The sequence below is a fragment of the Tsukamurella sp. II2bb genome, from assembly GCF_057815145.1.
Genome location: NZ_JBYPZI010000001.1, coordinates 404059 through 426407, shown reverse-complemented (window position 1 = coordinate 426407; position 22349 = coordinate 404059). Strand labels below are relative to the sequence as shown.

General features: G+C 69.7%; 32 protein-coding genes and 1 pseudogene. 25 read left to right on the top strand and 8 right to left on the bottom strand.

The genetic code is table 11. The features are described from left to right. The first annotated feature begins 14 nt into the window (after positions 1-14). On the top strand, positions 15-998 hold the full coding sequence (locus tag AC21LY_RS02380; protein WP_489044613.1) for a cyclase family protein: 984 nt from the start codon (positions 15-17) through the stop codon (positions 996-998). A gap of 58 nt (positions 999-1056) precedes the next feature. After that, positions 1057-1914: a tRNA glutamyl-Q(34) synthetase GluQRS gene (gene gluQRS, locus AC21LY_RS02375; protein ID WP_489044611.1), complete on the top strand. Its 858-nt coding sequence runs from the start codon at positions 1057-1059 to the stop codon at positions 1912-1914. A 294-nt stretch (positions 1915-2208) separates the two neighbouring features. Here gluQRS and AC21LY_RS02370 read toward each other — a convergent pair whose 3' ends face one another. From AC21LY_RS02370 to AC21LY_RS02360, 3 genes and pseudogenes are all read right to left on the bottom strand, one after another. Continuing rightward, the gene (locus AC21LY_RS02370; protein WP_489044609.1) at positions 2209-3198 is read right to left on the bottom strand and encodes a GlxA family transcriptional regulator; all 990 of its coding nucleotides are present in this window, start codon (positions 3196-3198) and stop codon (positions 2209-2211) included. Positions 3199-3241: 43 nt separating this feature from the next. Beyond that, positions 3242-4543 (bottom strand): tRNA guanosine(34) transglycosylase Tgt, encoded by a 1302-nt coding sequence (tgt, locus tag AC21LY_RS02365; RefSeq protein WP_489045405.1) that lies wholly within the window; start codon positions 4541-4543, stop codon positions 3242-3244. A gap of 591 nt (positions 4544-5134) precedes the next feature. Further along, positions 5135-7348 (bottom strand): annotated as a pseudogene (locus tag AC21LY_RS02360) (MMPL family transporter); the annotation flags it as partial. Positions 7349-7577: 229 nt separating this feature from the next. Between AC21LY_RS02360 and AC21LY_RS02355 the strand changes: the two are divergent. Next, positions 7578-7973 carry a hypothetical protein gene (locus AC21LY_RS02355; protein WP_489044607.1) on the top strand — a complete coding sequence of 132 codons (396 nt, stop codon included), beginning with the start codon at positions 7578-7580 and terminating at the stop codon, positions 7971-7973. 96 nt (positions 7974-8069) lie between these two features. Beyond that, positions 8070-8744 (top strand): DUF2306 domain-containing protein, encoded by a 675-nt coding sequence (locus AC21LY_RS02350; protein ID WP_489044605.1) that lies wholly within the window; start codon positions 8070-8072, stop codon positions 8742-8744. Positions 8745-8877: 133 nt separating this feature from the next. Here AC21LY_RS02350 and AC21LY_RS02345 read toward each other — a convergent pair whose 3' ends face one another. From AC21LY_RS02345 to AC21LY_RS02325, 5 genes are all read right to left on the bottom strand, one after another. Then, the gene (locus tag AC21LY_RS02345) at positions 8878-9096 is read right to left on the bottom strand and encodes a DUF3263 domain-containing protein (RefSeq protein ID WP_489044603.1); all 219 of its coding nucleotides are present in this window, start codon (positions 9094-9096) and stop codon (positions 8878-8880) included. Next, the gene (locus AC21LY_RS02340; protein WP_489044601.1) at positions 9093-9434 is read right to left on the bottom strand and encodes a hypothetical protein; all 342 of its coding nucleotides are present in this window, start codon (positions 9432-9434) and stop codon (positions 9093-9095) included. Before AC21LY_RS02340 ends, AC21LY_RS02345 begins: the two co-directional genes overlap by 4 nt. Next, positions 9428-9859 (bottom strand): M78 family metallopeptidase domain-containing protein, encoded by a 432-nt coding sequence (locus tag AC21LY_RS02335; protein ID WP_489044599.1) that lies wholly within the window; start codon positions 9857-9859, stop codon positions 9428-9430. Before AC21LY_RS02335 ends, AC21LY_RS02340 begins: the two co-directional genes overlap by 7 nt. Positions 9860-9920: 61 nt before the next feature. Then, complete coding sequence (locus AC21LY_RS02330) at positions 9921-11006, bottom strand: virulence RhuM family protein (protein ID WP_489044597.1); 1086 nt, start codon at positions 11004-11006, stop codon at positions 9921-9923. After that, positions 11003-12658: a hypothetical protein gene (locus tag AC21LY_RS02325; protein WP_489044595.1), complete on the bottom strand. Its 1656-nt coding sequence runs from the start codon at positions 12656-12658 to the stop codon at positions 11003-11005. The genes AC21LY_RS02330 and AC21LY_RS02325 overlap by 4 nt, the downstream gene beginning before the upstream one ends. Before the next feature lie 219 nt (positions 12659-12877). Here AC21LY_RS02325 and AC21LY_RS02320 point away from each other — a divergent pair, with 219 nt between their 5' ends. The 21 genes from AC21LY_RS02320 (at position 12878) to AC21LY_RS02220 (ending at position 22337) form a co-directional block, all read left to right on the top strand. After that, positions 12878-13144 (top strand): helix-turn-helix transcriptional regulator, encoded by a 267-nt coding sequence (locus tag AC21LY_RS02320; RefSeq protein WP_489044593.1) that lies wholly within the window; start codon positions 12878-12880, stop codon positions 13142-13144. A gap of 59 nt (positions 13145-13203) precedes the next feature. Then, positions 13204-13608, top strand: a complete 405-nt coding sequence (locus AC21LY_RS02315) for a hypothetical protein (RefSeq protein ID WP_489044591.1) — start codon at positions 13204-13206, stop codon at positions 13606-13608. Continuing rightward, complete coding sequence (locus AC21LY_RS02310; RefSeq protein WP_489044589.1) at positions 13605-14042, top strand: hypothetical protein; 438 nt, start codon at positions 13605-13607, stop codon at positions 14040-14042. Before AC21LY_RS02315 ends, AC21LY_RS02310 begins: the two co-directional genes overlap by 4 nt. Beyond that, complete coding sequence (locus tag AC21LY_RS02305) at positions 14039-15046, top strand: hypothetical protein (RefSeq protein ID WP_489044587.1); 1008 nt, start codon at positions 14039-14041, stop codon at positions 15044-15046. The genes AC21LY_RS02310 and AC21LY_RS02305 overlap by 4 nt, the downstream gene beginning before the upstream one ends. Beyond that, positions 15043-15219 carry a hypothetical protein gene (locus AC21LY_RS02300; protein WP_489044585.1) on the top strand — a complete coding sequence of 59 codons (177 nt, stop codon included), beginning with the start codon at positions 15043-15045 and terminating at the stop codon, positions 15217-15219. The genes AC21LY_RS02305 and AC21LY_RS02300 overlap by 4 nt, the downstream gene beginning before the upstream one ends. After that, positions 15216-15476 (top strand): hypothetical protein, encoded by a 261-nt coding sequence (locus AC21LY_RS02295; RefSeq protein ID WP_489044583.1) that lies wholly within the window; start codon positions 15216-15218, stop codon positions 15474-15476. The genes AC21LY_RS02300 and AC21LY_RS02295 overlap by 4 nt, the downstream gene beginning before the upstream one ends. Continuing rightward, complete coding sequence (locus tag AC21LY_RS02290; protein WP_489044581.1) at positions 15473-15748, top strand: hypothetical protein; 276 nt, start codon at positions 15473-15475, stop codon at positions 15746-15748. Before AC21LY_RS02295 ends, AC21LY_RS02290 begins: the two co-directional genes overlap by 4 nt. Further along, complete coding sequence (locus AC21LY_RS02285) at positions 15745-15948, top strand: hypothetical protein (protein ID WP_489044579.1); 204 nt, start codon at positions 15745-15747, stop codon at positions 15946-15948. Before AC21LY_RS02290 ends, AC21LY_RS02285 begins: the two co-directional genes overlap by 4 nt. Beyond that, a complete protein-coding gene (locus AC21LY_RS02280) occupies positions 15945-16358 on the top strand; it encodes a hypothetical protein (RefSeq protein ID WP_489044577.1) in 414 nt (137 codons plus the stop codon). The genes AC21LY_RS02285 and AC21LY_RS02280 overlap by 4 nt, the downstream gene beginning before the upstream one ends. After that, the gene (locus tag AC21LY_RS02275; protein WP_489044575.1) at positions 16355-17158 is read left to right on the top strand and encodes a PD-(D/E)XK nuclease-like domain-containing protein; all 804 of its coding nucleotides are present in this window, start codon (positions 16355-16357) and stop codon (positions 17156-17158) included. The genes AC21LY_RS02280 and AC21LY_RS02275 overlap by 4 nt, the downstream gene beginning before the upstream one ends. A gap of 3 nt (positions 17159-17161) precedes the next feature. After that, positions 17162-18115: a recombinase RecT gene (locus AC21LY_RS02270; RefSeq protein ID WP_489044573.1), complete on the top strand. Its 954-nt coding sequence runs from the start codon at positions 17162-17164 to the stop codon at positions 18113-18115. Continuing rightward, entirely contained in the window at positions 18112-18471 is a 360-nt protein-coding gene (locus tag AC21LY_RS02265; RefSeq protein ID WP_489044571.1) for a hypothetical protein, read from the top strand. The genes AC21LY_RS02270 and AC21LY_RS02265 overlap by 4 nt, the downstream gene beginning before the upstream one ends. Then, positions 18468-18671: a hypothetical protein gene (locus AC21LY_RS02260; protein WP_489044569.1), complete on the top strand. Its 204-nt coding sequence runs from the start codon at positions 18468-18470 to the stop codon at positions 18669-18671. The genes AC21LY_RS02265 and AC21LY_RS02260 overlap by 4 nt, the downstream gene beginning before the upstream one ends. Continuing rightward, positions 18668-18925 (top strand): hypothetical protein, encoded by a 258-nt coding sequence (locus AC21LY_RS02255; protein ID WP_489044567.1) that lies wholly within the window; start codon positions 18668-18670, stop codon positions 18923-18925. The genes AC21LY_RS02260 and AC21LY_RS02255 overlap by 4 nt, the downstream gene beginning before the upstream one ends. Before the next feature lie 2 nt (positions 18926-18927). Next, positions 18928-19581, top strand: a complete 654-nt coding sequence (locus AC21LY_RS02250; RefSeq protein WP_489044565.1) for a hypothetical protein — start codon at positions 18928-18930, stop codon at positions 19579-19581. After that, positions 19581-20204 (top strand): molecular chaperone DnaJ, encoded by a 624-nt coding sequence (locus AC21LY_RS02245; RefSeq protein ID WP_489044563.1) that lies wholly within the window; start codon positions 19581-19583, stop codon positions 20202-20204. Before AC21LY_RS02250 ends, AC21LY_RS02245 begins: the two co-directional genes overlap by 1 nt. Then, on the top strand, positions 20201-20491 hold the full coding sequence (locus AC21LY_RS02240; protein ID WP_489044561.1) for a hypothetical protein: 291 nt from the start codon (positions 20201-20203) through the stop codon (positions 20489-20491). The genes AC21LY_RS02245 and AC21LY_RS02240 overlap by 4 nt, the downstream gene beginning before the upstream one ends. Next, positions 20488-20769, top strand: a complete 282-nt coding sequence (locus tag AC21LY_RS02235; protein WP_489044559.1) for a hypothetical protein — start codon at positions 20488-20490, stop codon at positions 20767-20769. The genes AC21LY_RS02240 and AC21LY_RS02235 overlap by 4 nt, the downstream gene beginning before the upstream one ends. Continuing rightward, the gene (locus AC21LY_RS02230; protein ID WP_489044557.1) at positions 20766-20927 is read left to right on the top strand and encodes a hypothetical protein; all 162 of its coding nucleotides are present in this window, start codon (positions 20766-20768) and stop codon (positions 20925-20927) included. The genes AC21LY_RS02235 and AC21LY_RS02230 overlap by 4 nt, the downstream gene beginning before the upstream one ends. A 107-nt stretch (positions 20928-21034) precedes the next feature. After that, positions 21035-21994 (top strand): hypothetical protein, encoded by a 960-nt coding sequence (locus tag AC21LY_RS02225; protein WP_489044555.1) that lies wholly within the window; start codon positions 21035-21037, stop codon positions 21992-21994. Continuing rightward, positions 21987-22337, top strand: coding sequence for a hypothetical protein (locus AC21LY_RS02220; RefSeq protein ID WP_489044553.1), 351 nt, complete (start codon positions 21987-21989; stop codon positions 22335-22337). The genes AC21LY_RS02225 and AC21LY_RS02220 overlap by 8 nt, the downstream gene beginning before the upstream one ends. Positions 22338-22349 lie beyond the last annotated feature (12 nt).

Here is a 22349-nt window from a genome sequence, read left to right as displayed (position 1 = left end):
CGAAGAGGTTACACATGCCCGCACCCGTCGACTACCCCACGTACGATCAGCTCCGCACCGCGGGCGATGGGAGGCCCGCCGGGACGTCATGGGGGCTGTTCTCGGTCCCGGGGCGTGGCGCGGCGTCGTTCGCCACGGCCGAGACCGCCGTCGCCGCAGCCGGTCTCATCGTCGACGGGGTGTCGCTCGGCCTCGACTACCCGGTCGACGCCTTCGATCCCGGCATGTCCGTGAAACGCGAGAAGCCCCGGCACGTCATCTATTCCGGCCACCCGTGCCACCGGGACGACTATCTCGACGGCTTCTACCTCCAGGGTTCCAGCCAGATCGACGGGCTGCGTCATCGCAGATCCGACGAGGTCGGCTTCTACGAGGGCGTCGCGGACGACCGGATCGTCACGGGTACGACCGATCTCGGCATCCAGGAATGGGCCGACCGGCCGATCGTCGGCCGGGGGCTACTCGTCGACCTCGCGCGGCACGCCGAGTCGATCGGCGCGCCGTTCGACCACGAATCCGGAGCGGCCATCCCGTTCGCGTTCGTCGAGGAGGCGGTCTCGGCCCAGGGTATCGCGCTTCGACCGGGGGACATCGTCATGCTGCACACCGGCTGGGCCGAGTGGTTCCTGGCCCTCACCCCCGACGAGCGGCGGGCCCACGCCGCCACGCGCAGGGCGACCGGGCTGCGCCAGCAGACCGAATTCCCCGAGTGGGCGTGGAATTCACGGATGAGCCTCCTCGCGTCCGACACCTTCGCGGTCGAGCGCCTCCCCGTCGTGGACGACTCCCCTTTCCTCGCGTCCGCGCCCGACGACCACGGAATGATGCACCAGGAGTTCCTCGCCAAGCTGGGCGTTCCGCTCGGCGAGCTCTGGCGGCTCGGCCCCCTCGCTCGGCTCCTCGCCGAACGCCGGCGCACGACGTGCTTCCTCACGGTGAAACCGCTCAACGTCGTCGGAGGCACGGGCTCGCCCGCGAACGCGACCGCCGTTCTCTGATCCCGACGGTGCACGTCCAGGACCGCGCCCTAGATTGGAGGCGGACGAGGAGGTTCGCATGACAGCCGGACGGTACGCACCGAGCCCGTCGGGCGACCTGCACGTGGGCAATCTGCGCACGGCGCTGCTGGCGTGGCTGTTCGCCCGTTCGACGGGGCGGGACTTCCTGATCCGCGTCGAGGACCTCGACGTCGGGCGCACGGCCGACGGCGCGCGGGAGAGGCAGCTCGCGGACCTGGCGGCTCTCGACCTGGACTGGGACGGCCCCGTCGTCGCGCAGTCCTCCCGCACGGACCTGTACGCACAGGCGATGACCCGGCTCGACGTCTACGAGTGCTACTGCACGCGCCGGGAGATCCTCGCGGCGCCCTCGGCACCGCACGCCCCGGAAGGCGCCTACCCGGGCACCTGCCGCGACCTGACCGAGGCCGAACGTGCGGAGCGGCGCCGCGACCGGCCCGCGGCCCTGCGGCTGCGCTCGACGGTCGCGGAGTTCACCGTCACCGACGTGCTCCACGGTGAATACACCGGCCCGGTAGACGATTTCGTGCTCCGTCGAGGCGACGGGACGTACGCCTACAATCTCGCCGTGGTCGTCGACGATGCGGCGCAGGGCGTCGACCAGGTGGTGCGCGGCGACGACCTGCTGTCCTCGGCGCCCCGCCAGGCGTATCTGGCAACCCTGCTCGGCGGCGTACCGCCCATCTACGCGCACGTGCCGCTGGTGCTGGACCCCACCGGCGTCCGCCTCGCCAAACGCGACGGTGCCGTCACCCTCACCGAGCGCGGCGGGCCGTCGGTGGTGCTGCCGGAGCTGGCGGCGAGTCTGGGGCTGCGCGGCCGGACACCACGCGAGATGCTCGACGGCTTCGATCCCGCCCGGCTCCCGCGCGAGCCCTGGTCCCTTCCGCTCTGATTCCCGCCACGCCGAGTGCGGTCATTCTCCTATCGAATGCGCGCGAGACCGACCGCACTCGTGCCGCCCGCGACGGACACGGGCGCCGTGCGCCCCGGGAACCCCGGCGCCGTGCCGGACGAGGTTGCTCGCCGCGATGCCGGAGGCGAACTCCCGCATCCATCCCGGTGTCCTGTTCGGTGTCGCCGGGGCGCCACGGGCGCCGCCGAAGACCTTGCTCAACTGCGTTGTCATCATGCCCGCAACGCTATTCGGCGACCCGCACCATGCCCAGGTGCGCGGTGCCGGATTTCCTCAAGATCCGGCCACGGGCTCGGCCGTGCGCGGACCGGCGTCGCCACCGCGGAACCGATCGCGGTACGCCGTGGGCGTGAGACCCGTCTGCCGCTTGAAGTGGTAGCGGAGCGTCTCCTCCGCGTCGAAACCCGCACGTCCGGTGATTGCCGTGACGGAGTCGTCGGTGGTCTCCAACAGGCGCATGGCGCGGTAGACCCGTTGCCGCATCAGCCATTCGAGCGGTGCGACGCCGGTGAACCGCCGGAACCTCCGGTGCAGGGTCCGCCGTGAGACGCCGGCGCGGGCCGCCATGTCGTCGAGGCCCTGCACGCCGCCGATCGCGTGGGCGAGCCCCTGCAGGAAGTCGGCGAAGCGCCTGTCCATGTCCGGCCGCAGGGTGTCGATGTTGACGAACTGCGATTGATCCCCGTCGCGGTGCGGGGCCACCACCAGGCGCCGGGCGACCTCGTTGGCGATGCCCGCGCCGCGATCGGAGCGGATCAGGTGCAGGCACAGGTCGAGCCCGGCGGCCGAGCCCGCGCCCGTGAGTACCGGCCCGTCCTGGATGTACAGCTCCGAGGGTGTCACGTCCACCCTGGGGAACCGGTACTGGAGGAGGCCGGCGTGCCGCCAATGGGTGGTCGCGCGCCGCCCGTCGAGCAGGCCCGCGGCCGCCAGGGCGAACGCGCCCGTGCAGATCGAGACCATCCGCGCACCGGCCGCGGCGGCTGCGCGCAGCGGCTCGTGCCACTCCGGGTTCGAATCCGTCCGCGGGTCCGTGACCGCGGTGACGATGACGGTGTCGGCGCCTGCGATCTCGTCGAGACCGAAGGCGGGTTGCAGGACCGCGCCACCGAGCGTCCGGACACCGTCGACCGGGCCGCAGCTGCGCACCTCGTACCCGAGCGGCGGCAGGTCGTGCCACGCGAAGCCCAAGGCCTCCACGACGGTCCCGTACTCGAGCAGTGTCATCCCTGCGCACACGGGCAGCGCGACGACGTGGGGCATGTCCGAATTCTACGGCGGTCGGTGCCCCTCCGCAGCGGCCGACCTACTCGGACTTGGCGAGGTGCTGCTGGGTTCCCTTGTAGTAGCGACCCAGGAACTCCTCCTTGAAGTCCCAGTACGTACCGTCGAGCATCGACTGCCGGATCTTGGCGACCAGGGAGACGATGAACTGCTCGTTATGGATGGTGCAGAGCGTCGCAGCGAGGCTCTCCTTCGCCTTGAACAGGTAATGGATGTACGCGCGGGTGTACTGCGAGGTGTAGTTCTCGGTCTCCGGGTCCAGCGGCCGGAAGTCCGTCTTGAACCTGGCATTGGTCACGTTGTAGCGACCGTCGAGCGAGTAGATCGCCCCGTTGCGCGCCACCCGCGACGGCGAGACGCAGTCGAACGTGTCGATCCCCTGCTCCACCGCGGCGAAGATGTCGTCCGGCTCCGAGATGCCCAGCAGGTGCTTCGGCTTGTCCTCCTCGAGCTCCTGGTTGACCCAGCGAACGATGGTCGACAGGTTCGCCTTCTCCAGCGCACCGCCGATGCCGTAGCCGCCGAAGCCGAGGCCACCGCCCGACCGGTCCTCCTCGCTCAGCGCGCGCAGGTCCCTGGCCGCCTTGCGGCGCAGGTCCTCGTACTGCGCGCCCTGCACCACGCCCCACAGCGAGATCGCGTCGTGCCGCTGCGCGGTGAGCCAGTTGTGCTCCGAGAGGCAGCGCTTCGCCCACAGGCGCGTGCGCTCGAGCGACTCCACCTGGTACGCGCGGGTGTTGTGCAGTGTGGTCAGCTCGTCGAAGGCGAAGATGATGTCGGCGCCCAGCTGGTGCTGGATCTGCATCGACACCTCCGGCGTGAAGCGGTGCTCCGTGCCGTCGAGGTGGCTGCGGAAGGTGACGCCGTCATCGTCGACGCGGGAGAGCCGGTCCTTGCCCTCCGCGATGGCGTCGTCACCCTGGAGCTCCTCACCGCCGGTCATATCGATGACCTTCTTGAAGCCCGAGCCCAGCGACATCACCTGGAAGCCACCGGAATCGGTGAAGGTCGGGCCGTCCCAGTTCATGAACGCGGCGAGGCCGCCGGCCTGCTCCACGATCTCCGGGCCGGGCTGCAGATACAGGTGGTAGGCGTTCGCGAGCACGGCCTGGGCGCCCAGATCGGACACCGCTTCCGGCATCACCGTCTTCACCGTGGCCTTCGTCCCCACGGGGATGAAGGCGGGCGTGAGGATCTCGCCGTGCGGGGTGAGCAGCCGGCCCGCGCGACCCAGCGGACCGTCGGGCCCCTCGAGGCGGCCGTCGATCTCGAACCGCGTGGGATCGCTGATGTGCTCGCTCTGCAGGCGCGTGCGGCTCGCCATCGAGCGGTAGTCGGAGCGCAGGGCACTGAGCTCCGCCGCGATCGCGCGGTTCTGCTCGCGCAATTGCGCGATCTCGTCGAACGTGCGCTCGCCACGGGCGCGCTCCCGGATCGGGCCGGTCGCCGTGTGGTCCGGCGCCGGAGTCCCGGGCCGGGCCACGGGGTACTCCCGGGTGTCCTGCACGGCGGACTCCACGACACCGTCGACCGGAACTTCGGCAGTCGGAACCTCGGCCGTCGGCACCGCCTCGACCGGGGCGGACTCCGCCGCCGGCACCGGCGCGGTGGCGGGCTCGTCTCCGTCGAGCGGCACCATCGGCACCGGCGACGTGGGCACGACGGACGGAAGCACGGCACCGTTGGTGTGGCCGTTCACGCCGTGCGAGTGCACGCGGGCTGCGCCGCGCGCGTACTGCTCGGTTGCTCCGACGGCGACCAGGGGTTCGGTGGCGACCGGGATCTCGGCCGTGACCTGCGCCGGGATCGCCTCGGTCACCGCGTGGGAGTCCCCGCGGCCGAGCTGGGCGACCAGTGCCTCGCCCTCGATATCGACATTGGGCAGGATCCTGTCGAGCCACTTCGGGAGCCACCAGGCCCACTTACCGAGCAGCGTCATGACCGACGGAATGATCACCAGTCGGACGACGAAGGCGTCCAGCAGGACGGCGGTCGCCAAGCCGAAACCGATCTCCTTGATGAAGACCTGCTCGTTGAGGATGAACGACGCGAAGACCGAGATCATGATGATCGCCGCGGCGGTCACCACCCGGGCGCCGTACTGCACCCCCGTCACCACGGACCGCGTCGCATCACCGGTGTGCACGAACTCCTCCCGCATCCGGGAGACGAGGAAGACCTGGTAGTCCATCGCGAGGCCGAAGACGATGCCGATCATGAAGATCGGCAGGAAGGAGACCAGCGGCTGCGTGTTGTCGATGAGACCGAGCGCACCGTCGGTGAAGATCGCCGAGGTCACGCCGAACGTGGCGACCACGGACAGCAGGAAGCCGAGCGCGGCCGTGAGCGGCACCAGGATCGAGCGGAAGGCGAGGAGCAGCAAGAGGAAGGCCAGCCCGACCACGATCGCGAGGTACTTGGGCAGCGCGTTCTTGTTGAGCTTCTCCGAGATGTCCATCTCGATGGCGGTGTTGCCCGCAACGCCGAGGTCCACGCTCAGCCGCGCCCGCGTCCCGGCATCGCCGTTGGCCATGGTGCGGAGCTTGGTCACCAGCTTCTGGGTGTCGTCGTCGTTGGGCCCGGACTTGGGCGTGACGATGATGGTCGCGGCCTTGTCGTCCGGCGCGAGCTGCGCGATCTGCGCGTTCGCGATCAGCGGCGCGATGGCCTGGTTGGTGTTGAGCTGATCGACGATCTGCTTGTACGCGCCGAGACGCTGGTTCGGCTGGGCCTCGGAACCGTCGACCGCGAGCAGGAGGGTGCCGTTCGCGCCCTTGCCCCAGGCGTCCGCGATGAGGTCGTACGCCTTGCGCTCCGACGTGCTCTTCTCGCTCATGCCCGAGCCCGGCAGCGCGGTCTTCATGTCTTTCATCGGGATCGCGAGGATCCCCAGCACCGCGACGCCCGCGATCAGCGTGACGACCGGAACCTTCTTGACCAGCCCGGCCCAGCGCAGGCCGTTGGCGACACGCCCCTCGCCCTCGTCGGTGTCCGGCGGGTGCAGGCCCTTGACCCGGCCGGCGAAGACCTTGGCACCGAACAGGCCGAGCAGCGCCGGCAGCAGGGTCAGAGCCACGATCACGGCGATGAAGACGCCCCACGCCGCGGCGACGCCCATCTGGCCGAGGAAGTCCATCCCGATGAAGGCGAGCGCGGCGAGCGCGATGATCACCGTGAGGCCGGCGAAGACCACGGCCGTACCGGCGGTGCCCACCGCGATGCCGGCGGCCTCCGCGCGCTGTTCCTTCGTGGTCGCGCCGAGGCGACGCAGTTCGTGCCGGTACCTCGAGACGATGAACAGGGCGTAGTCGATGGTGACCGCCAGGCCGATCATCGAGGTCAGGACCGTCGGGAAGGTACCGAGCTCGATGAAGTGGGTGGCGATCATGACGCCGCCGATCGCGACGGGGACCGCGATGACGGCGTTGATCAGCGGCAGTCCCCACGCGACGAGCGAGGCGAAGGTGATGATGAGGACGATCGCCGCGACGATCATGCCGATGATCTCGCTGGTCATGCCCATGTCGGGGTTACCGCGGGCCGCGGAACCGTCGGCCTCGATCTGCAGGGTGCCGTTCGACGCCGACACGCCCGCCTCCCGGGCCTTGATGATGTCGTCCGACAGGCCCTTCGGCAGATCGGTGACCTTGTCGACGAAGTTCACCGTGATCTTGGCGGTCTTGCCGTCGGCGCTGACCGACGAGGTCGCAGCCGCGTCGGCGTCCTTCTGCGCCTGCGAGTCCTTGGTCGAGGCGATGTTCTTGGCCTGGTCCGTCATCGCCTGGAGACGGGAGCGCTGCTCCGGGGTGAGGGAGTTCGGGTCCAGCTTGCCCGTCGGGTTGTGCAGCAGCTCCGGATCCTTGACCAGCGGGACCGCGCGGCCGTTCTCGTCCTTGGTGAGCTTCTTCAGGTCCGCGATCGTCCGGTCGATACCCGCCGTCGCGGCCGGATCCGTCAGCTTCCCGTTGGTGGCGTGGAAGACGATGGTCGCGGAGGCACTGGTGAACGGATCGCCGCCACTGTCTCCGAAGTTCTTCGAGACGATGTCCGTGGCCTTCGCCGAGGGGAGGCCCGGGAGCGAGAAGTTGTCCACCGTCGGCTTGCTCAGCAGAGCACCGCCCGCGAGCATCCCCACGAAGATCAGCAGCCAGGCCGCGATGACTTTGAAGCGGTTGAGGTAGGCGAACCTCCCCAGCCGATACAGGAACAGGGCCATGCGGTCACTCCGAGTCATCGAGGCGCGGCGGGCTGCGCGATACGGGTCGTCTTCGAGTGTACCGATCGTTGCCGCCCGCAATAATGTCGCTGACCGGCAGTTTTGTGAGGTCCATCACCGGCGCCACCGGTATCCTGCAGCCATGACCGCATTTCACCCCTTCGCCACGCCTGTCACAGCCGCCGCAACTGCAACAGTGTGCGGCCTGCTCCTCGCGGGCTGCGGCGGTGCGTCCGATCCCACCCCGGCGCCCGCGCCGTCCAGCGCACCGTCGGCGACGACCACGCTGGCCGAGAACCGAGCCGACATGTGCGGGCAGACCCGCGGCCCCGACGGGTCGCTGTACGTGCACGCGCTCGGCACTGTGAAGGTGGACTGCGCCGAGGCGATGCGCGTCGCGAACGCCTTCGGCCCGAAGATCGCCCTGGCGCAGCCCGTCACCGTCGAGGGATGGAACTGTACCTTCCCGCAGACGCCCGGCATGCTCGCGCGCTGCGACAGCGGCGGCAAGGCGATCGGCTTCTTCAGCTCCCACTGACACTCTCACGGACCGAGCGACTCACCCGAGCGGACTAGGCGGCGCCACCCGCGCGGGTGATCCAGGGCCGCGGGGACGCCACCTAGCGTTCCCGGCATGAAGAAACTGCTGGTGGGCACCCTGATCGTGCTCGTCTTCCTCGCCTACTCCTTGCCGCCCTACCTGACCGGGGGCAGCCGCGTCCCGCTCGACGATCAGCCGAACTGGTACTACGGACTGCTGGTGGGGCACATCCTCCTCGGCTCGGTCGCGATGCTCGCCGGCCTGGTGCAGCTGGGCCGCCGCTGGTTCGCCCGGTACCACTGGATCGCCGGCCGGATCTACGTCGCGTGCGCCCTGCCCGTCGGGCTCGCGGCCATCGCGATCGGTACGGTGACGCCCTACGGACCGGTCAACGCCGTCTCCAACGTGTCCCTCGGCTCCCTGATGCTGCTGTTCACGGCGCTCGGCGTCCGGGCGATCGTCGGCCGCGACGTCGCCGCGCACCGTCGCTGGATGCTGCGCAGCGCGGCGCTGATGTACTCGGTGATCATCAATCGGATCCTCGGCCCGGTCGCCTTCCTCGCGCTCAACGCCGCGGGCGTTCCGGAGACCTTCCTCGACGCCTGGGGACCGGCGATCGTCGCCTGGCCGAGCTGGCTGATCGCGCTCGGCTTCTGCGAATGGTGGCTGCGGCGCACTCCGCGCAACCGTACTCGGCCCCGGAACGGGAGAAACCCCCTCCGATCGGAATCGGAGAGGGTTTCCCTCAGCGGTGGCGGGGGGATTTGAACCCCCATCGATAACCGGTCTGACCTGCAAAAACGACAAAATTCGAGAGACGCGAAACCCGTTGACACGGGAGCCGCGACCAGGCGAAACAGGGATGGCGTGTTGACATTTCAACAGCCTCAACCCGCCCCGTTCAGCGCCTCGGAGCCCGGATCCGGCGCAGCCGCGCGACGACCGTCGGAGCGTACGCCGCAGCCTCCGGCCGATCCAGGAGCTGGTTCAGCAGCTGCGTGTACCGCACCGGCGTGAGACCGAACTGCGCGCGGATCGCGTCCTCCTTAGCGCCACGATGCCGCCACCACGCGGCTTCGAAGTCGAGCATCGCGCGCTCGCGGTCGGTCAACACGGTCACGCGCCAAACTCCGGCCCCTCGGGGTCGGGCTCGTCACCGACCGGCCACGGCAGGTGTTCGCTGGTACCTCCGCCGCCTTCGTCGCCGTCGTCGAGCCCGCGGAGGTCCACACCCTTGAAGTCAATGCTGCGGCGGCACAGGCTCGCGCGCCCGGCCGGCGCCGGCGCCGCTCGGAACGCCTCCCACGCATCGGTGGGCGCGCCCGCACGCTGCCACGTCCACCACTGCGACCACGTGTCGCCGAAGACGATCGCACCGTCCGGCCAGCGGAACGGACCGTCACGGTGGGCGCTCGCGGGATTCTGCGCCGGCCGCGGCGCATTGTCGTTGGTCAGCATGGCCGGTCCTCCACCCGGGCATCGACCCAGGCTCGTTCGTCGTCGGTGAGTGCGCGGACGCGGGCTAGCAGCGTGGGCACGTCCACCCACAGCTCGTCGGCGACTTCGGTGGCGTGACGGGTCCACTTGAGGACATCAACGAGCGCGCGGAGCTCGATGAGTCGACTCGCCGCGATCTCGTGCACGACCGCCTCCTCGCGGGCGCGAAGCACGGGGTCGCGTGGGTAGACGCGACGCTCGTCGTGGACGAGCTCGTGCGCGATGGTGCAGCGCCGCTCGGCCTGGGTGAGGTCGTCAGCCAGCTGGATCCGGCGGCCGTTGATGCACCCGGCGAGCGTCGCACAGCCGACGTCGCCGAAGCGGATCTCCAGCCAGTTCCGGGCGCGGGCCTCCCGCCACGGGTGCCATGGGGTCGTTCTGGTCATACCGGACGTTCTACACGCGTCGACTGACAAGAAAACGCTCTGACCAGGAACTACACGCGTGTCATTCGGAGGTCGGGCGTTCGCGGATGGCCTCGCGGGTAGCCTTCTCGATGTCACGGAGGTGCTCGTTTTCGGCCTCGATCCGCGCCGTTTCCTTACGAGCGGCGTCGTATTTGGCGTACTCGCGGGCCGCATGCGCCTCTCCGGCGACTCGGCTCACTGTGCCTGGGCCTTGGAGGATGGTGCGTTCACTGAAGGCCAGGAACTGATCTGTGAACTTGACCCAGTCCTTCATCGTCGTCTCTTTGCGGCGGGCCGCCCGGTCTTCGGCGAACTCGAGGAACATCGTCGACAGACGGTTGAGCTCGCTCACTTCGTCCTCGTTGAGGTAGTTCTTCGCGACCTTCGTGTCCGCCTTCCGCACTCTCTGCCCGTCCCAGCTGGTGAGGCCCATGTTGTCCAAGGTGGCATCAGACCGGGCCACGATCAGCTCAGCGGCAGTCATGCCGGTCACGGCATACGTGACCTTGTTCTGTACCGTCGCGAAGAACTCCCGGGCGATGCCGGAGTTGCTGTCGTAGTCGATCGCGGTGGTGAAGACATCCTTCACCTTCTGGTAGAACCGTTTCTCGGACGCCCGAATGTCCCGGATGCGCTCAAGGAGCTCATCGAAGTAGTCGACACCCCACGGGTTCTTCAGGCGCCGGTCGTCGATCGCGAAGCCCTTGATGAGGTACTCCTGGAGCACGGTGTTCGCCCATCGGCGGAACTGGGACGCGCGCGCTGAGCGCACGCGGAAGCCGACGGCGAGGATCAGTTCCAAGCTGTAGGCGTCAATCGAACGGGCGACCTCGCGGCCTCCCTCGAGTTGAACCCTTCGGAATTTCCGATAAGTTGCGTCCGACGTGCACTCGCCGTCCTCGTAGACGTTTCGGATGTGCTCGCTGATCGTCCCCTGGCTCTTGTCGAACATCTCTGACATCTGCGCCTGGGTCATCCAGATGGTGCCGTCGACAGGGTGGAGCTCGGCGCGGAAGCGCCCGTCCTCGGTCGCGTACACGATGAACTCGCCTGAATCTGCGGGAAGGAGTTCGTTGTCGTCGGTCATGTGTTCATCGTCCTCGAGGTTGTTGCCGTCGGTGTTCACGCCCCGCCCTCCGGCCCCTCAGGATCGGGGAGCTCGCCGGCCTCGTCCTGTCGGCGTCGGATCTTCCGGCCGACCGGCTCGTCGCCGAGGTCGCGGGCGGCCCCGGCGTAGTCGGACTGGCGTGGATCTTGCGGCGCCGAGGCGGCCAACGTCTCGCCGAGGTCAGCGGGGAGTTCAACCCACGGCGTCGGGACGGACACGTCAACGCCGGCCGGTGGATACGCGTCGGACCTGTCCCCGACCTGGCGGGTGCGCGTGGTGCTGACTCGCCGGCCCATCTCGCTGGTTGTGGTCGGCTTCGGAGGCTTAGGCGGCAGCGGAGCGCGCTCCGCGCCCGACGCCACGAACGCGTCGACCCCGTCGCTGACCGCCTCCCTGAATGCGCGCATCACCGCGAGCGCCGACTCGAAGATCGTGGTCTGCGCGGTGATAGTGGTCGCGACGGTGTTCTCGGTCTGCCCCCATGCCTTCGGGCCGGTCGCGTACTGCTCGATCCTGCTGACCTCGTCCGCGAACACCTGGCCGTTGGTGAACAAGGCCTGATATGTCGCGGCCATCTTGAACGGAAGCTGGCCGACCTCGGCGGGGCCGAGGGACCGCACGAGGCGCGCATGGCGGCCGAACTGGTCGAGGAGTCGCTCGGCGGGAAGGGTGATGCCGCGACCAGCGACCGCCTTCGCGTTGTCGACGGCGGCTCGGTTGGCGGCGGTCGCTTCGGCGATGGTGTTTTCGATCAGCCGGGCGATGGTCTTCTCGTCCGGACGCGCCTCGTCCTCGGCGTCCTCGGAACTGTCGAGGTACGCCGTCGCGCCCATAGGGTCGAACTTGAGGGTCTCTTCGGCTTCCTGGACCGCCAGCGCAGTGGGCCGCGGCGAGTGGAACACCGTCGGTGACACCCAACCCACTCGCGCAAGGGCCTTCCGGATCCACCCTGCCGTGACGACCCCGACTCGCTCGTTCCGAGCCGGGCCCGCATGGGCGAGCTGCTCGTCGAACCCTGGGAGCAGCGTCGTCGCCCACAGGTCAGGCTGGCCGCGGCGCAGCGCGTCGGTGTGCACGGTCATGAGGAACCCGACGAGCCACCTTCCGTCGCCAAGGTGAAAGCGCTCGAGCAGCGCTGGGGTGAAGCCGTAGAACTCGACGAGGCTGCGCTGCTCCTGCGGGCCGGCCGGGGGCCGTATTCGCCCCTTGGTCTTCTCGAGCGTACGCGGCGGGTACGAGGCGTCCTCGGTCGCGGCCGACGCATGGTCGGGCCGACGGTCACGTTCGTCTGCATAGCGGTTCAGCTCCTGACGCTGCGCGATGAGAACCCGGATCATGTCCAGGGCCGCGCGCCGTTCTCGGGGTTCCAATTGGTCGACGCCGTCGGGGAGCTCGTCGCGGAACGGTGTGCCCGTGACGCGCTGTCCGACGGCGGCGAACGCAACGCTTTCCGGGACGCCGGCCACGAGCGCGATGGCGCGCACGGTGCCGCTTTCCGGGGTGCCCTTGTATACGCCGCGCGCGATCTGGCTCGCGGTGGTCCGGTTGAGTTGGAGCCCGGTGGGGTTGGCCGCCTCGGCCTTGGTCACGGTCTCTTCCATCTCGCGGTAGGACAGGCCGCGGTCCTTGGCCTGGTTGACCAGGTCTCGGAGCGTCGGTGTTGCGTTCACGCTGGGAATCGTCGCCTCTGGGTAGTCAGGTGAGCTACAGCCGCGCGGCTGACAGCTGACAACCGCACGGTTCAATCGTCGCACGTAATCGTCCCAATCGACCGGTTGACACCGTGGCAACCGTACGTCTATCGTCAGTCTTGTAGTTGACACCACGGCAACCGGAGGAGCAGGATGAGACGCATACGCCGACAACCACCGATCAGAAGGGACGTCTGGATGGAGGTGAAGGACCCCGCCCACCTGCGCCGACAGCGCAAGTTCTGCCGGTACACGCAGCGGGAACTCGCCATGCTGGTCCGTCGATCGCACACCACGATCTACAAGATCGAGACCGGTCAACTGAAGAACATCACCGAGGACCTCGCGATCGCCATCGCGGCGCGCCTGAACGTTCCGTGGGAGGACCTGTTCGTCGCGCACGAGCAGATCGTCATGCCTCCGGTGTCAGTCGTCAGCGACGCACCTGTCGCCGCTGGCGCATGAAGAAAGGCCCGCCATGCCGGGCGGGCCTTCCAACACGAGAACTCGCGAGAGGAGTTCTGATGCATACCAACCCTATCAACCAGCGCACGGCGCTAGCCGTGCTCGACGCGCCGCTGCGCCTCACGGCCGGCCAGTTCACGGCCCTGCAGACCGGTATGGACGACGAGCAGGCCCAGGCGATCGCGCTCGCCGCGCTGGAGCGAGCCACCGTGGCAGCGTCCGCTGGCCGGATCGAGCCCGTGGACTGCGCGGCGCACGCCCTGACCTTGGTCGCGCTGCGCCTTGAGGAGAAGCTCGCCGAGGGCCGCATCGCCGCCGCTGAGACCGCGCTCCGGACCGATTGGCTGGTCGCGAAGCTTCACGCCCTCGCCGATGCCCAGGACTGCGAGACCCCGCTCGACCGGGCTGCAACCGCGGCGAACCTGCGTGAACTGGCCGCCGTCACCGCGGAGGGCATCCGATGAGCGCCGACACCTGGTCCCCGCGTCAGGAGCACGTCGACGAACTCCGCGACCTGCTCGACATGATGGCCGACTTCAGCGACAACGATCAGCGCGCCCGGCTGCTGCTCTCGTCGAACTTCCTGCGTGACCACGGTGCGGCGATCGCCGGACGGATCCAGGAGTCACTCAAGGATCTCCGCGGGGACCAGACCGCCCCGGACGCGATCACCACCGCCGCTGCGACACTCGCCGCGCTGATCCCGCCGGACGAGGACCACGGTGACTACGCCGCTTCGTACGGCGACGGCGCCGCGCTGGTGTGGGTGCACCCGATCGCGGGCCGTCGGGTGGTGCTCAACATCGAACGGACCAACGACTACTCGCCGACCGCGGCACGACGCCTCGCCTGCGCGATCCTCGCCGCCGCCGCTGACGCCGAGGGCGGTGCACGATGACCACGCCGCACTTCGAACTCACCGACGACACGATCACCCACCTCGGCGTCACCCTGCACCGGATCCGCGCCACCCGCGACCTGCCCCAGCACGGCGTCCGCAAGGGCGACCTCGGCGGCTGGATCCGCAAGATGGACAACCTGTGCACCTGCGGCCTCGGCAGGTGCGCCCCGTGGGTGAGCCAGAAGGCGCTGGTCTCCGGCTCGGCGCGGGTCTCCGGCTCGGCGGAGGTCTCCGGCTCGGCGGAGGTCTACGGCTCGGCGGAGGTCTCCGGCTCGGCGCGGGTCTCCGGCTCGGCGGAGGTCTCCGGCTCGGCGCTGGTCTACGGCTCGGCGGAGGTCTACGGCTCGGCGGAGGTCTACGGCTCGGCGCGGGTCTACGGCTCGGCGCGGGTCTACGGCTCGGCGGAGGTCTCCGGCTCGGCGCTGGTCTACGGCTCGGCGGAGGTCTACGGCTCGGCGGAGGTCTACGGCTCGGCGCGGGTCTACGGCTCGGCGGAGGTCTCCGGCTCGGCGCTGGTCTCCGGCTCGGCGCTGGTCTACGGCTCGGCGCGGGTCTACGGCTCGGCGCGGGTCTCCGGCTCGGCGCTGGTCTCCGGCTCGGCGCGGGTCTACGGCTCGGCGCGGGTCTCCGGCTCGGCGCTGGTCTCCGGCTCGGCGCGGGTCTCCGGCTCGGCGGAGGTCTACGGCTCGGCGGAGGTCTACGGCTCGGCGCGGGTCTCCGGCCGGCAGGACGTCCTCGTCGTCGGCCCTATCGGCTCCGAGAACATGACCGCCACCCTCGTCCGCGCACCCAAGGCGCCCGCCGGCCACATCCTCACCGTCGGCTGCTGGCAGAACGGCACCATCGACCAGCTCATGACCGAGGTCGACGAGCGCGCCAAGCACTGGGGTGGCACCGACGAGGACCGCGCACGCTGGCGCGCCGAGTACGAGGCCCTGCTGCCGCTGCTCCGGCTGCGCGTCGCCACGTGGACGCCCGACCCGGCGGAGGTGAAGCCATGAACCGCACCATCCTCCCCGAGCTCGGCGCCTGGCTCGTCATCATGTTCGCCGTCATCTACCTGTGCGCGCAGGTCCTGCGCGCGTACCCGTGGACCGTCGGTGTCGCTCTCGGTGCGCTCGCGGTCGCCTTCGGGCTCTGGATCTTCGGTGCCGGCGAGCGGCGCGGCCGATGAGCACCGAGCCGGAGCGGATGACGACCGCGCAGATCGAGCACGAGCTGAAGGCGTACCCCGCGACCACCATCATGGTCGCGGCTGACGCACTCGGCGTCGGTCGGACGTCGATGTACGCGCGCGCCAAGCGCGCATGCGACAACCCGGAGGGGCGCGGACTGCTCGCGGACGGAATTCCCGTCCTGCGGATCGGGTCACGGTATTCGATCCCCAGCGCCCCGCTGCGCGCCGCGCTGGGTCTGGAGGCTGCGGTATGACGCGCCGCGAGCAGCACGAGCGCCGCGTCCGCACCGTCCTCGCCGCCGCCGAGCACCCCGCCATCGTCCATTGGATCCGGCGCGGCCTCACCCAGCTGCAGGACATGGCGAACGATCCCGCCGGCCACGCGATCGCCCGGCGTGGTCCGCACGAGCCCGCGGCGTGGTCACCCGCACCCGACCCGGCGCACACCGCCCCGCCGACGTCGCGGTCGATCCTCCGCGACATCTGGGCACTCATCCGCACCCACGAGACCAGGAGAAACCGATGATCGAGCGCCGATACCCGCGAGCGCGGGTTACGAAGGGAAGCTGCGGCAGCTGGCATGTCGTCGGTCTCACCGGCCCCGACGCAGGCCCCGTACTGACCTGCCACCACAACAGCCAGGCGGAAGCGCTGGCGTGCGCCCAGGAGACCACCATGATGGTTCGGGCGCTCCTGCCGATCTACCTCCTGCGGGTGCGCCCATGAGCACGGGCAAGCTGATGAGCTCGGACGAGTACGGGCGGGTCGTGTGCGAGTCCGCGCCTGCGCTGCGGATGGCGATCCGCCTCGCCGGGGAGTTGGGCCTGCGTTGCGCTGAGGTCGCCCGGGTGCAGCGCGCGAACCTCGTGCGCGACCACGACGGATGGGCGCTCGGGGTCCCCGGGGGCAGTATCTGCAGGACGCGGTGGTTGCCGCTGTCGGATGAGTTCGCGCAGGCATTGCTCGACCACATCGCAGAGCACGGCCGCAGCGGATACGCGTTTCCCCACTCGTCCGCTGGCATGCCCGGTCACATCAACCCGATCCGACTGGCAAGTCGCGTGAACCTGCAGCTCCCGGACGGCGTCCGCATGCACGATCTGCGGCGTCAACAGATCATCTGGGGCGCACCATGATCGCGTTCGCCGACGAGGCCGACGGCCTGCACTTCGACGTCCCCGAGGCCGAGTACCACGCGCACCCGGGCTCGCTGTCGAGCACGGGCGCGAAGCTGCTCGCAACGCGGACGCCGGCAGAGTTCCGGCACAACCAGCTGAGCGGCCGCGCGCCGAAGAAGGTGTTCGACCTCGGCACGCTGGTCCACAGGATCGTGCTCGGCGCCGGCGCGACCATCGTCACCGTCGATGCCGCCGACTGGCGCACCAACGCGGCGAAGGCCGAGCGGGACCAGGCCTACGCCGACGGCAAGACGCCGGTCCTCGAGAAGGACTGGCGGCGCGCCGAGCGGATGGCGGACGCGCTGTCCCTGTCGAAGACCGCCACCGACCTGCTCAGCGTCGGCGCGCCGGAGGTGTCAATGCTCGGCACCGAGCCGGAGACGGGGGTGCGGCTGCGGGGCCGGCTCGACTGGCTGCGGCCGGACGCGGTCGTGGACTTCAAGACCGCCGCCGACGCCTCGCCGCACGCGTTCTCCCGTGCGGCCGGCGACTACGGCTACTACCAGCAGGACCCGTTCTACCGGGACCTGCTGGCGCTGCTCGGCAGCCCGGTCGACGACTTCATCTTCATCGTTCAGTCCACGGAGCCGCCGCACCTCGTGTCCGTCAACCGCCTCACCCGTGACGACGTGATCGACGGCCGCACCGCGAACCGTCGCGCCATCAACACGTTCGCGATCTGCACCGACACCGGCAACTGGCCCGGCTACGGCGACCAGATCAACACCATCAGCATCCCCCCGTTCAAGAAGAGGTAGCCCATGTCCACCGCACTCGCCACCACCGGCAACCGCAGCAAGCTCGCGATCACCCCGCAGCAGCGGGAATTCACCCCGGAGCAGCGCGATCATCTCAAGCAGCTGGGCATCGACGATGCCCCGGCCGCAGACCTCGCTGTGTTCTTCCACTACTGCGCGAATACCGGTCTCGACCCGTTCCTGAAGCAGATCTACATGATCGGCCGCAGAACGAAGACCGGCGGCTACCGCGGCGAGCCCGAGAAGTGGGAGACGAAGTACACCATCCAGGTCGGCATCGACGGGTTCCGGATCCTCGGCAACCGCCTCGCCAAGGCGCAGGGCCGCGGCTATCCCGTTCCGTCGCACCAGTACTGCGGCTACGACGGGCAGTGGTCGGACGTGTGGCTCGACCCGTCGCAGCCGCCGGCCGCCGCGAAGGGCATCATCACCGTCGACGGGATCACGTACACCGCGGTCGTATCGTTCGCCGAGCGCGCCCAGACCAAGAACCTCCAGGGCGGCGGGACCGCGCTCACCGGTCAGTGGGTGACGCAGCCCGCGTGGATGCTGTCCAAGTGCGCGGAGGCCGCGGCCTGGCGCATGGCGTTCCCTGCTGACATGGGCGGGATCTACGAGGACGCCGAGGTCCCCGACGTGGTCGACGGCGAGGTGGAGTCCGCCGTGCCCGTGAGCACGCCGGAGCAGGTCGCGGAGAACACGGCGGCCGCCGCGCTCACCGAGGGTGAGATCGACGGTCTGATCCGGCGGATCGAGATGTGCAACAGCAACGACGACATTGATGCGCTCCTGCGCGGGGTGAAGACGCGGCTGCCGCACCCGAACAGCAACCGGTTCAAGCAGATCAAGACGGCCACCGAGGCCCGCCGCGCCGTGCTGAACACCGAACCGCACGACGAGCCGCTCGCCGAGGCGTCGTCCGAGCCGCCCATCGACACCGAGGCGGCCGAGCAGTGATCACCACCCCCGCGTCCACTTTCCCCGTGCAGGTCGAGGTGAAGTACCAGCTCGACCCGTCCGACATCGAAGCCGAGAACGCCCGGTCGAGGGCGCTGCGGCGGTCGTTCACGCTCCCCGCGAACGACCGCCGGTTCCGCCCGGAGGCCGCATCGGTGCGGTTCTGGGACGCGTCCGGCGGCGCGTGGACCGTGATCGTCGCCGGGCCGATCCTGAAGAAGGACGGCAGCCTCGGCGCCACAACCCGGCAGTGCGCGTTCAAGCGCAACGACGCCGTGCCCCCGCCGGCGTGGGTGGTCGAGCTGGTCGAGGACGCCCGCGTCCGCGCGGCTCAGGCGATCAGGACCGAGTCGTGATCACCGCGCTGATCGTGATCATCGGCCTGGGCGTGGTCGCGCAGGTGCTCTGCGCGGCCACGGCCCGGGCGGCCGCCGAGCGGGCCGAGCTGTCGGCCCGGGCATCGTCCGCGTCGGCGGACGCCGCCGCCTTGTCGGCGACGGCTGCGGCCACATCGGCCGACACCGCGCGCCTCGAAGCACGGAAGGCGCAGCGATGACGGAGCTGTCGAAGACGTTCCAGCGTTCCCCGTACTTGGCGGCGCCGCAGTGGCGCCCGAAGTACGTGGGGTCGCGGCAGCGCGCCACGTGCGACGAGTGTTTCGCCCTGCAGCACGAGGCCGCGCAGGAGCGGCCCCGCGGCCTCGTCCGGATCATCCGCACCATGCCCGACGGCACCCGGCTCCGGCTGTGCACCGCGCACGCCGAGTTGTGGCGAGCCGCCGACACCAATCCCTCTGTGAGGACCCCCTAGAGATGTTGATGCAGACCCCCGAGCTGCGTCCCCTGCCCGACTGGTTCGGCGAGGTCGCCCATCAGGCGGCCCGGATCGCGCTCCTCGAGGAGGGCATGCCCCTCGACGTGCTCGACGGCCCGGAGATGCACGACGCCCTCGGCAGTGTGGCCCGCGCGGCGGCGGCGATCGCGCTCGAGCACTTCGGCCACGACTACCGGACCGCTGTGCCGTCCCCCTGGTCGACTGATCGCGGCGCCGTTGCCCCGCTGGGCGGCGAGCGGGCCGCACGCGACTACGAAAACGCCGTCCAGCGCGCCGACCCGCACCCGAACCACATGACTCTGTGGGACGGACGGTTCATCGCGCACCTCGACCTCGAGGCGACCGAGCTATCCGGGCTGCGTTTCCGGGTCCGGATCATCGACCGGCCGCGCGCCCGCGAGTTCACCCGCGAGCACCAGGGCGACCTGTTCGCGCGGTGGCGCGGCGGCAGCTACCGCGTGACCGAGGTGATCGCTGAGCGCAGCTACCTCGATCTCGTGCTCACCCCGTGCGTGTCCGCCATCGACCTTGGCCCCGCCCGCATGACGCCCGTCGGCGTCAGCACGGGCGCGCACCTGTACCAGCGGCTCGATCAGATCCACGACGCCGCCGGCACCACCGAGGGGGACTGATGGTCACCACTTACCCGCCCAGCCTCACCTTCCGGCCGATCGAGCGGTGGCCCGGCAAGCTCACGAGCCCGCGCCGGCGCTCGCCGTTCTCGGCGACCTGGGGGTCCACGCTGCAGCTGCTCACCGACGAGCTGCGGCACCTCGGCACGCCCGGCAGGCCTGCGGAAGCGGTGCTGCAGCTCGCGATCGGCGAGCGCGACATTCGGAATGACGGCCTACCGCGCGCGAACTCGCAGCCGCAGCATCCCGGCGTGATCCTCACCATCGAGACCTCCAAGCAGGGCACGCTGTCGTTCCCGTCGGACCGGTTCACCGACTGGCGCGACAACCTGCGAGCGATCGCGCTGGTGCTCGAAGCGCTCCGGAAGATCGACCGCTACGGCATCACCCCAGGTCACGAGCAGTACACCGGATGGCGTCAGCTCGATTCCGGGCCCGCGCCGTCGAGTACTGCCGACGCGGAGGACGTGCTCCTCCAGTTCGGCGGGTACCGCGCGCCTGACGAGTCGTGGCGCGACGTCTACCGGCGCGCCGTCAAGAACACCCACCCAGACCGCGGCGGCCGGCGCGAGGACTTCGAGCGCGTCCAGGCCGCCGCCGAACAGCTCGGAGTCGCAACATGACCGGCCCGCACCGCCCCGAGAGGGTCCTGATGAAGCCCGACCAGTTGATGCGTCTCAAGGCTGTCGACCGCGCTCTCACCCTCGCCGACATCGTGGGGGCTTACTGGGACGCGGCCAAGCTGACCGGCGAGGCCGAGGTGATCCGGAAGTACATCGCTGACGGCGCCGCGCGCACGCCGACGACGAACGCGGCTCGGATCGAGAAGCCGGACCTGGCGCTGGCTGTCGTCGACAGCGCGCAGCGGCGCGTCCCGAAGCCCGGCGAGCACCTGCGAGGTGTCCGGTGAGCAGCCTCGACGACGAGCGCCTCATGTCCCCGCGCGAGCTCGCGGAGGCGAAGGTGTTTGGCATCCATGGCGAGGAGTGGATCCGCGCGCAGTGCCGCGACGGCATGTTCGCCGGCATCGCCCGGTGGGATGGCCGCCGGTACTGGATGGACATCCACGACGTCCGGAAGGCGAAGGACGCCATGCGGCGCAGTACACCCGCCGCCGTCACCCGGGCCGGCCTCACGGCGCGTTCCGCCGCACGACACCAGACGACCAGGGCGAGAGGAACAACATGATCCCCATCGGTGGCCTGTGGCGGCGGCGCAAGGATCGCAAGACGTTCGAGGTCGTCGAGGTCACCGTACGTCTGCGGAATGTCGAGACCGGGCATTGCTTTTCGATGCCCGCCCACCGCCTCCGCGAGGCGTACCAGGCGATGCGGGGTACCCCGTGAGGTGGCTGCGGCGGAAGCCGCAACCGCAGCCCCGGCGTGCTGAGCCCACCGTCGGGTCGTGCGGTCCGTCAGGCATCGGCTCGCCGATCCGGCCCGCCGTCGTCCGCGTGCCCGCAGGCACGACCACGCGCATCCGGCGCGTCACCAGGGGGCGGCCCGCCGCGCACGAGAACGCCGCGAAGCTCCGCGCTGAACTCGCCGACGTGCTCGACACCGCCTCACCCGAGCCCGCGAAACCGGACAACGCGCAGGCCTGGGAGGTGTTCGCTCCCAATCGATACCGCCCCATCGCCGACGTGTTCCGCGACGTGCTCGCTGACGCCGACCTCACCATCCCGAACCCGCTGCACACCAAGGAGACCACCATGTCCACACCAGCATTCGAGCCGCACGACGAGCTCGACCAGGACGCCCACGACTACCTCACGAAGCATGTCGAAGCCGTGGTGGACCAGCACGCGTGGCAGCTCATCCAGCGGCTCAACGCCGACCGGCTCCAGGCCCACCGCGACGGCTGGCCGCTCGCGGAGTGGGAGAAGAGCCTCGTCGCCGCCGCACGCACGCTTCGACGCGGCGTCCAGCAGCACCGCATCGTCACCCTCGACACCGGGCAGCGCCTGTTCTTGCTCACCGAGGCCGAACTCGACCGGCAGACGCAGCTCACCAAGCAGCCCAAGGTCGGTTCGGCGGCGTGGCTCCGCGACCTCGCCGACCGACTGACCGAAGCGGCGACGTCCGCGTACCTCTCCAACCCGGAGCGCACCAACCCCGCCGTCGCTGAACTCCTCGCCGCAGCGAACCTCGCCGAACGCCACCAGCAGCAGACCGCCGCCGACGCCCGCGACCGCGAACGCGTCGAGCCGATCCTCGCCCGCCAGTTCGCGGCCATGCTCCGCGCCGGGTACCGCTCCACCTACGAACTCATCGGCGTCACGCCCGCGACACCGGAGCCCGACTTCGAGCGGGTCTGGCGGATGCTCAGCGGCCCCGAGATGGAACAGCAGATGGACCTCGCCCTGGAGCTGTACCGCGCCGGCCGCGCCGACCAGAAGGCCGATCGTGCCTGAGCCCACCAACCCTGCGCACAGTCCCGAGTTCTGGGCGGCCAAGCGACGCAGCATCGACACCCACACCATCAGCGTGTGCCGCGACATCGGCGATAGCTACGAGTTCCTGACCACCGGCGGCACCGGCTTCACCCGCAGCAAGCGGGACGTCGGCGCACAGCTGCAGCCGGGCGACATCATCGAACTGGAGACCGTCAACTGGTCGAAGATCACCGGCATGCGCGTCGGAGGCGCCGCCGAGTGGCGATTCCGCCTCACCGACGAGGATCTGGCTCGCGAGTCCCGCGAGTTCTCCGAGAACCTGCTGTGGCGGCGCGAGGATTTCGAGTGGAGGCCCGCGTGACCGTCATCGAGT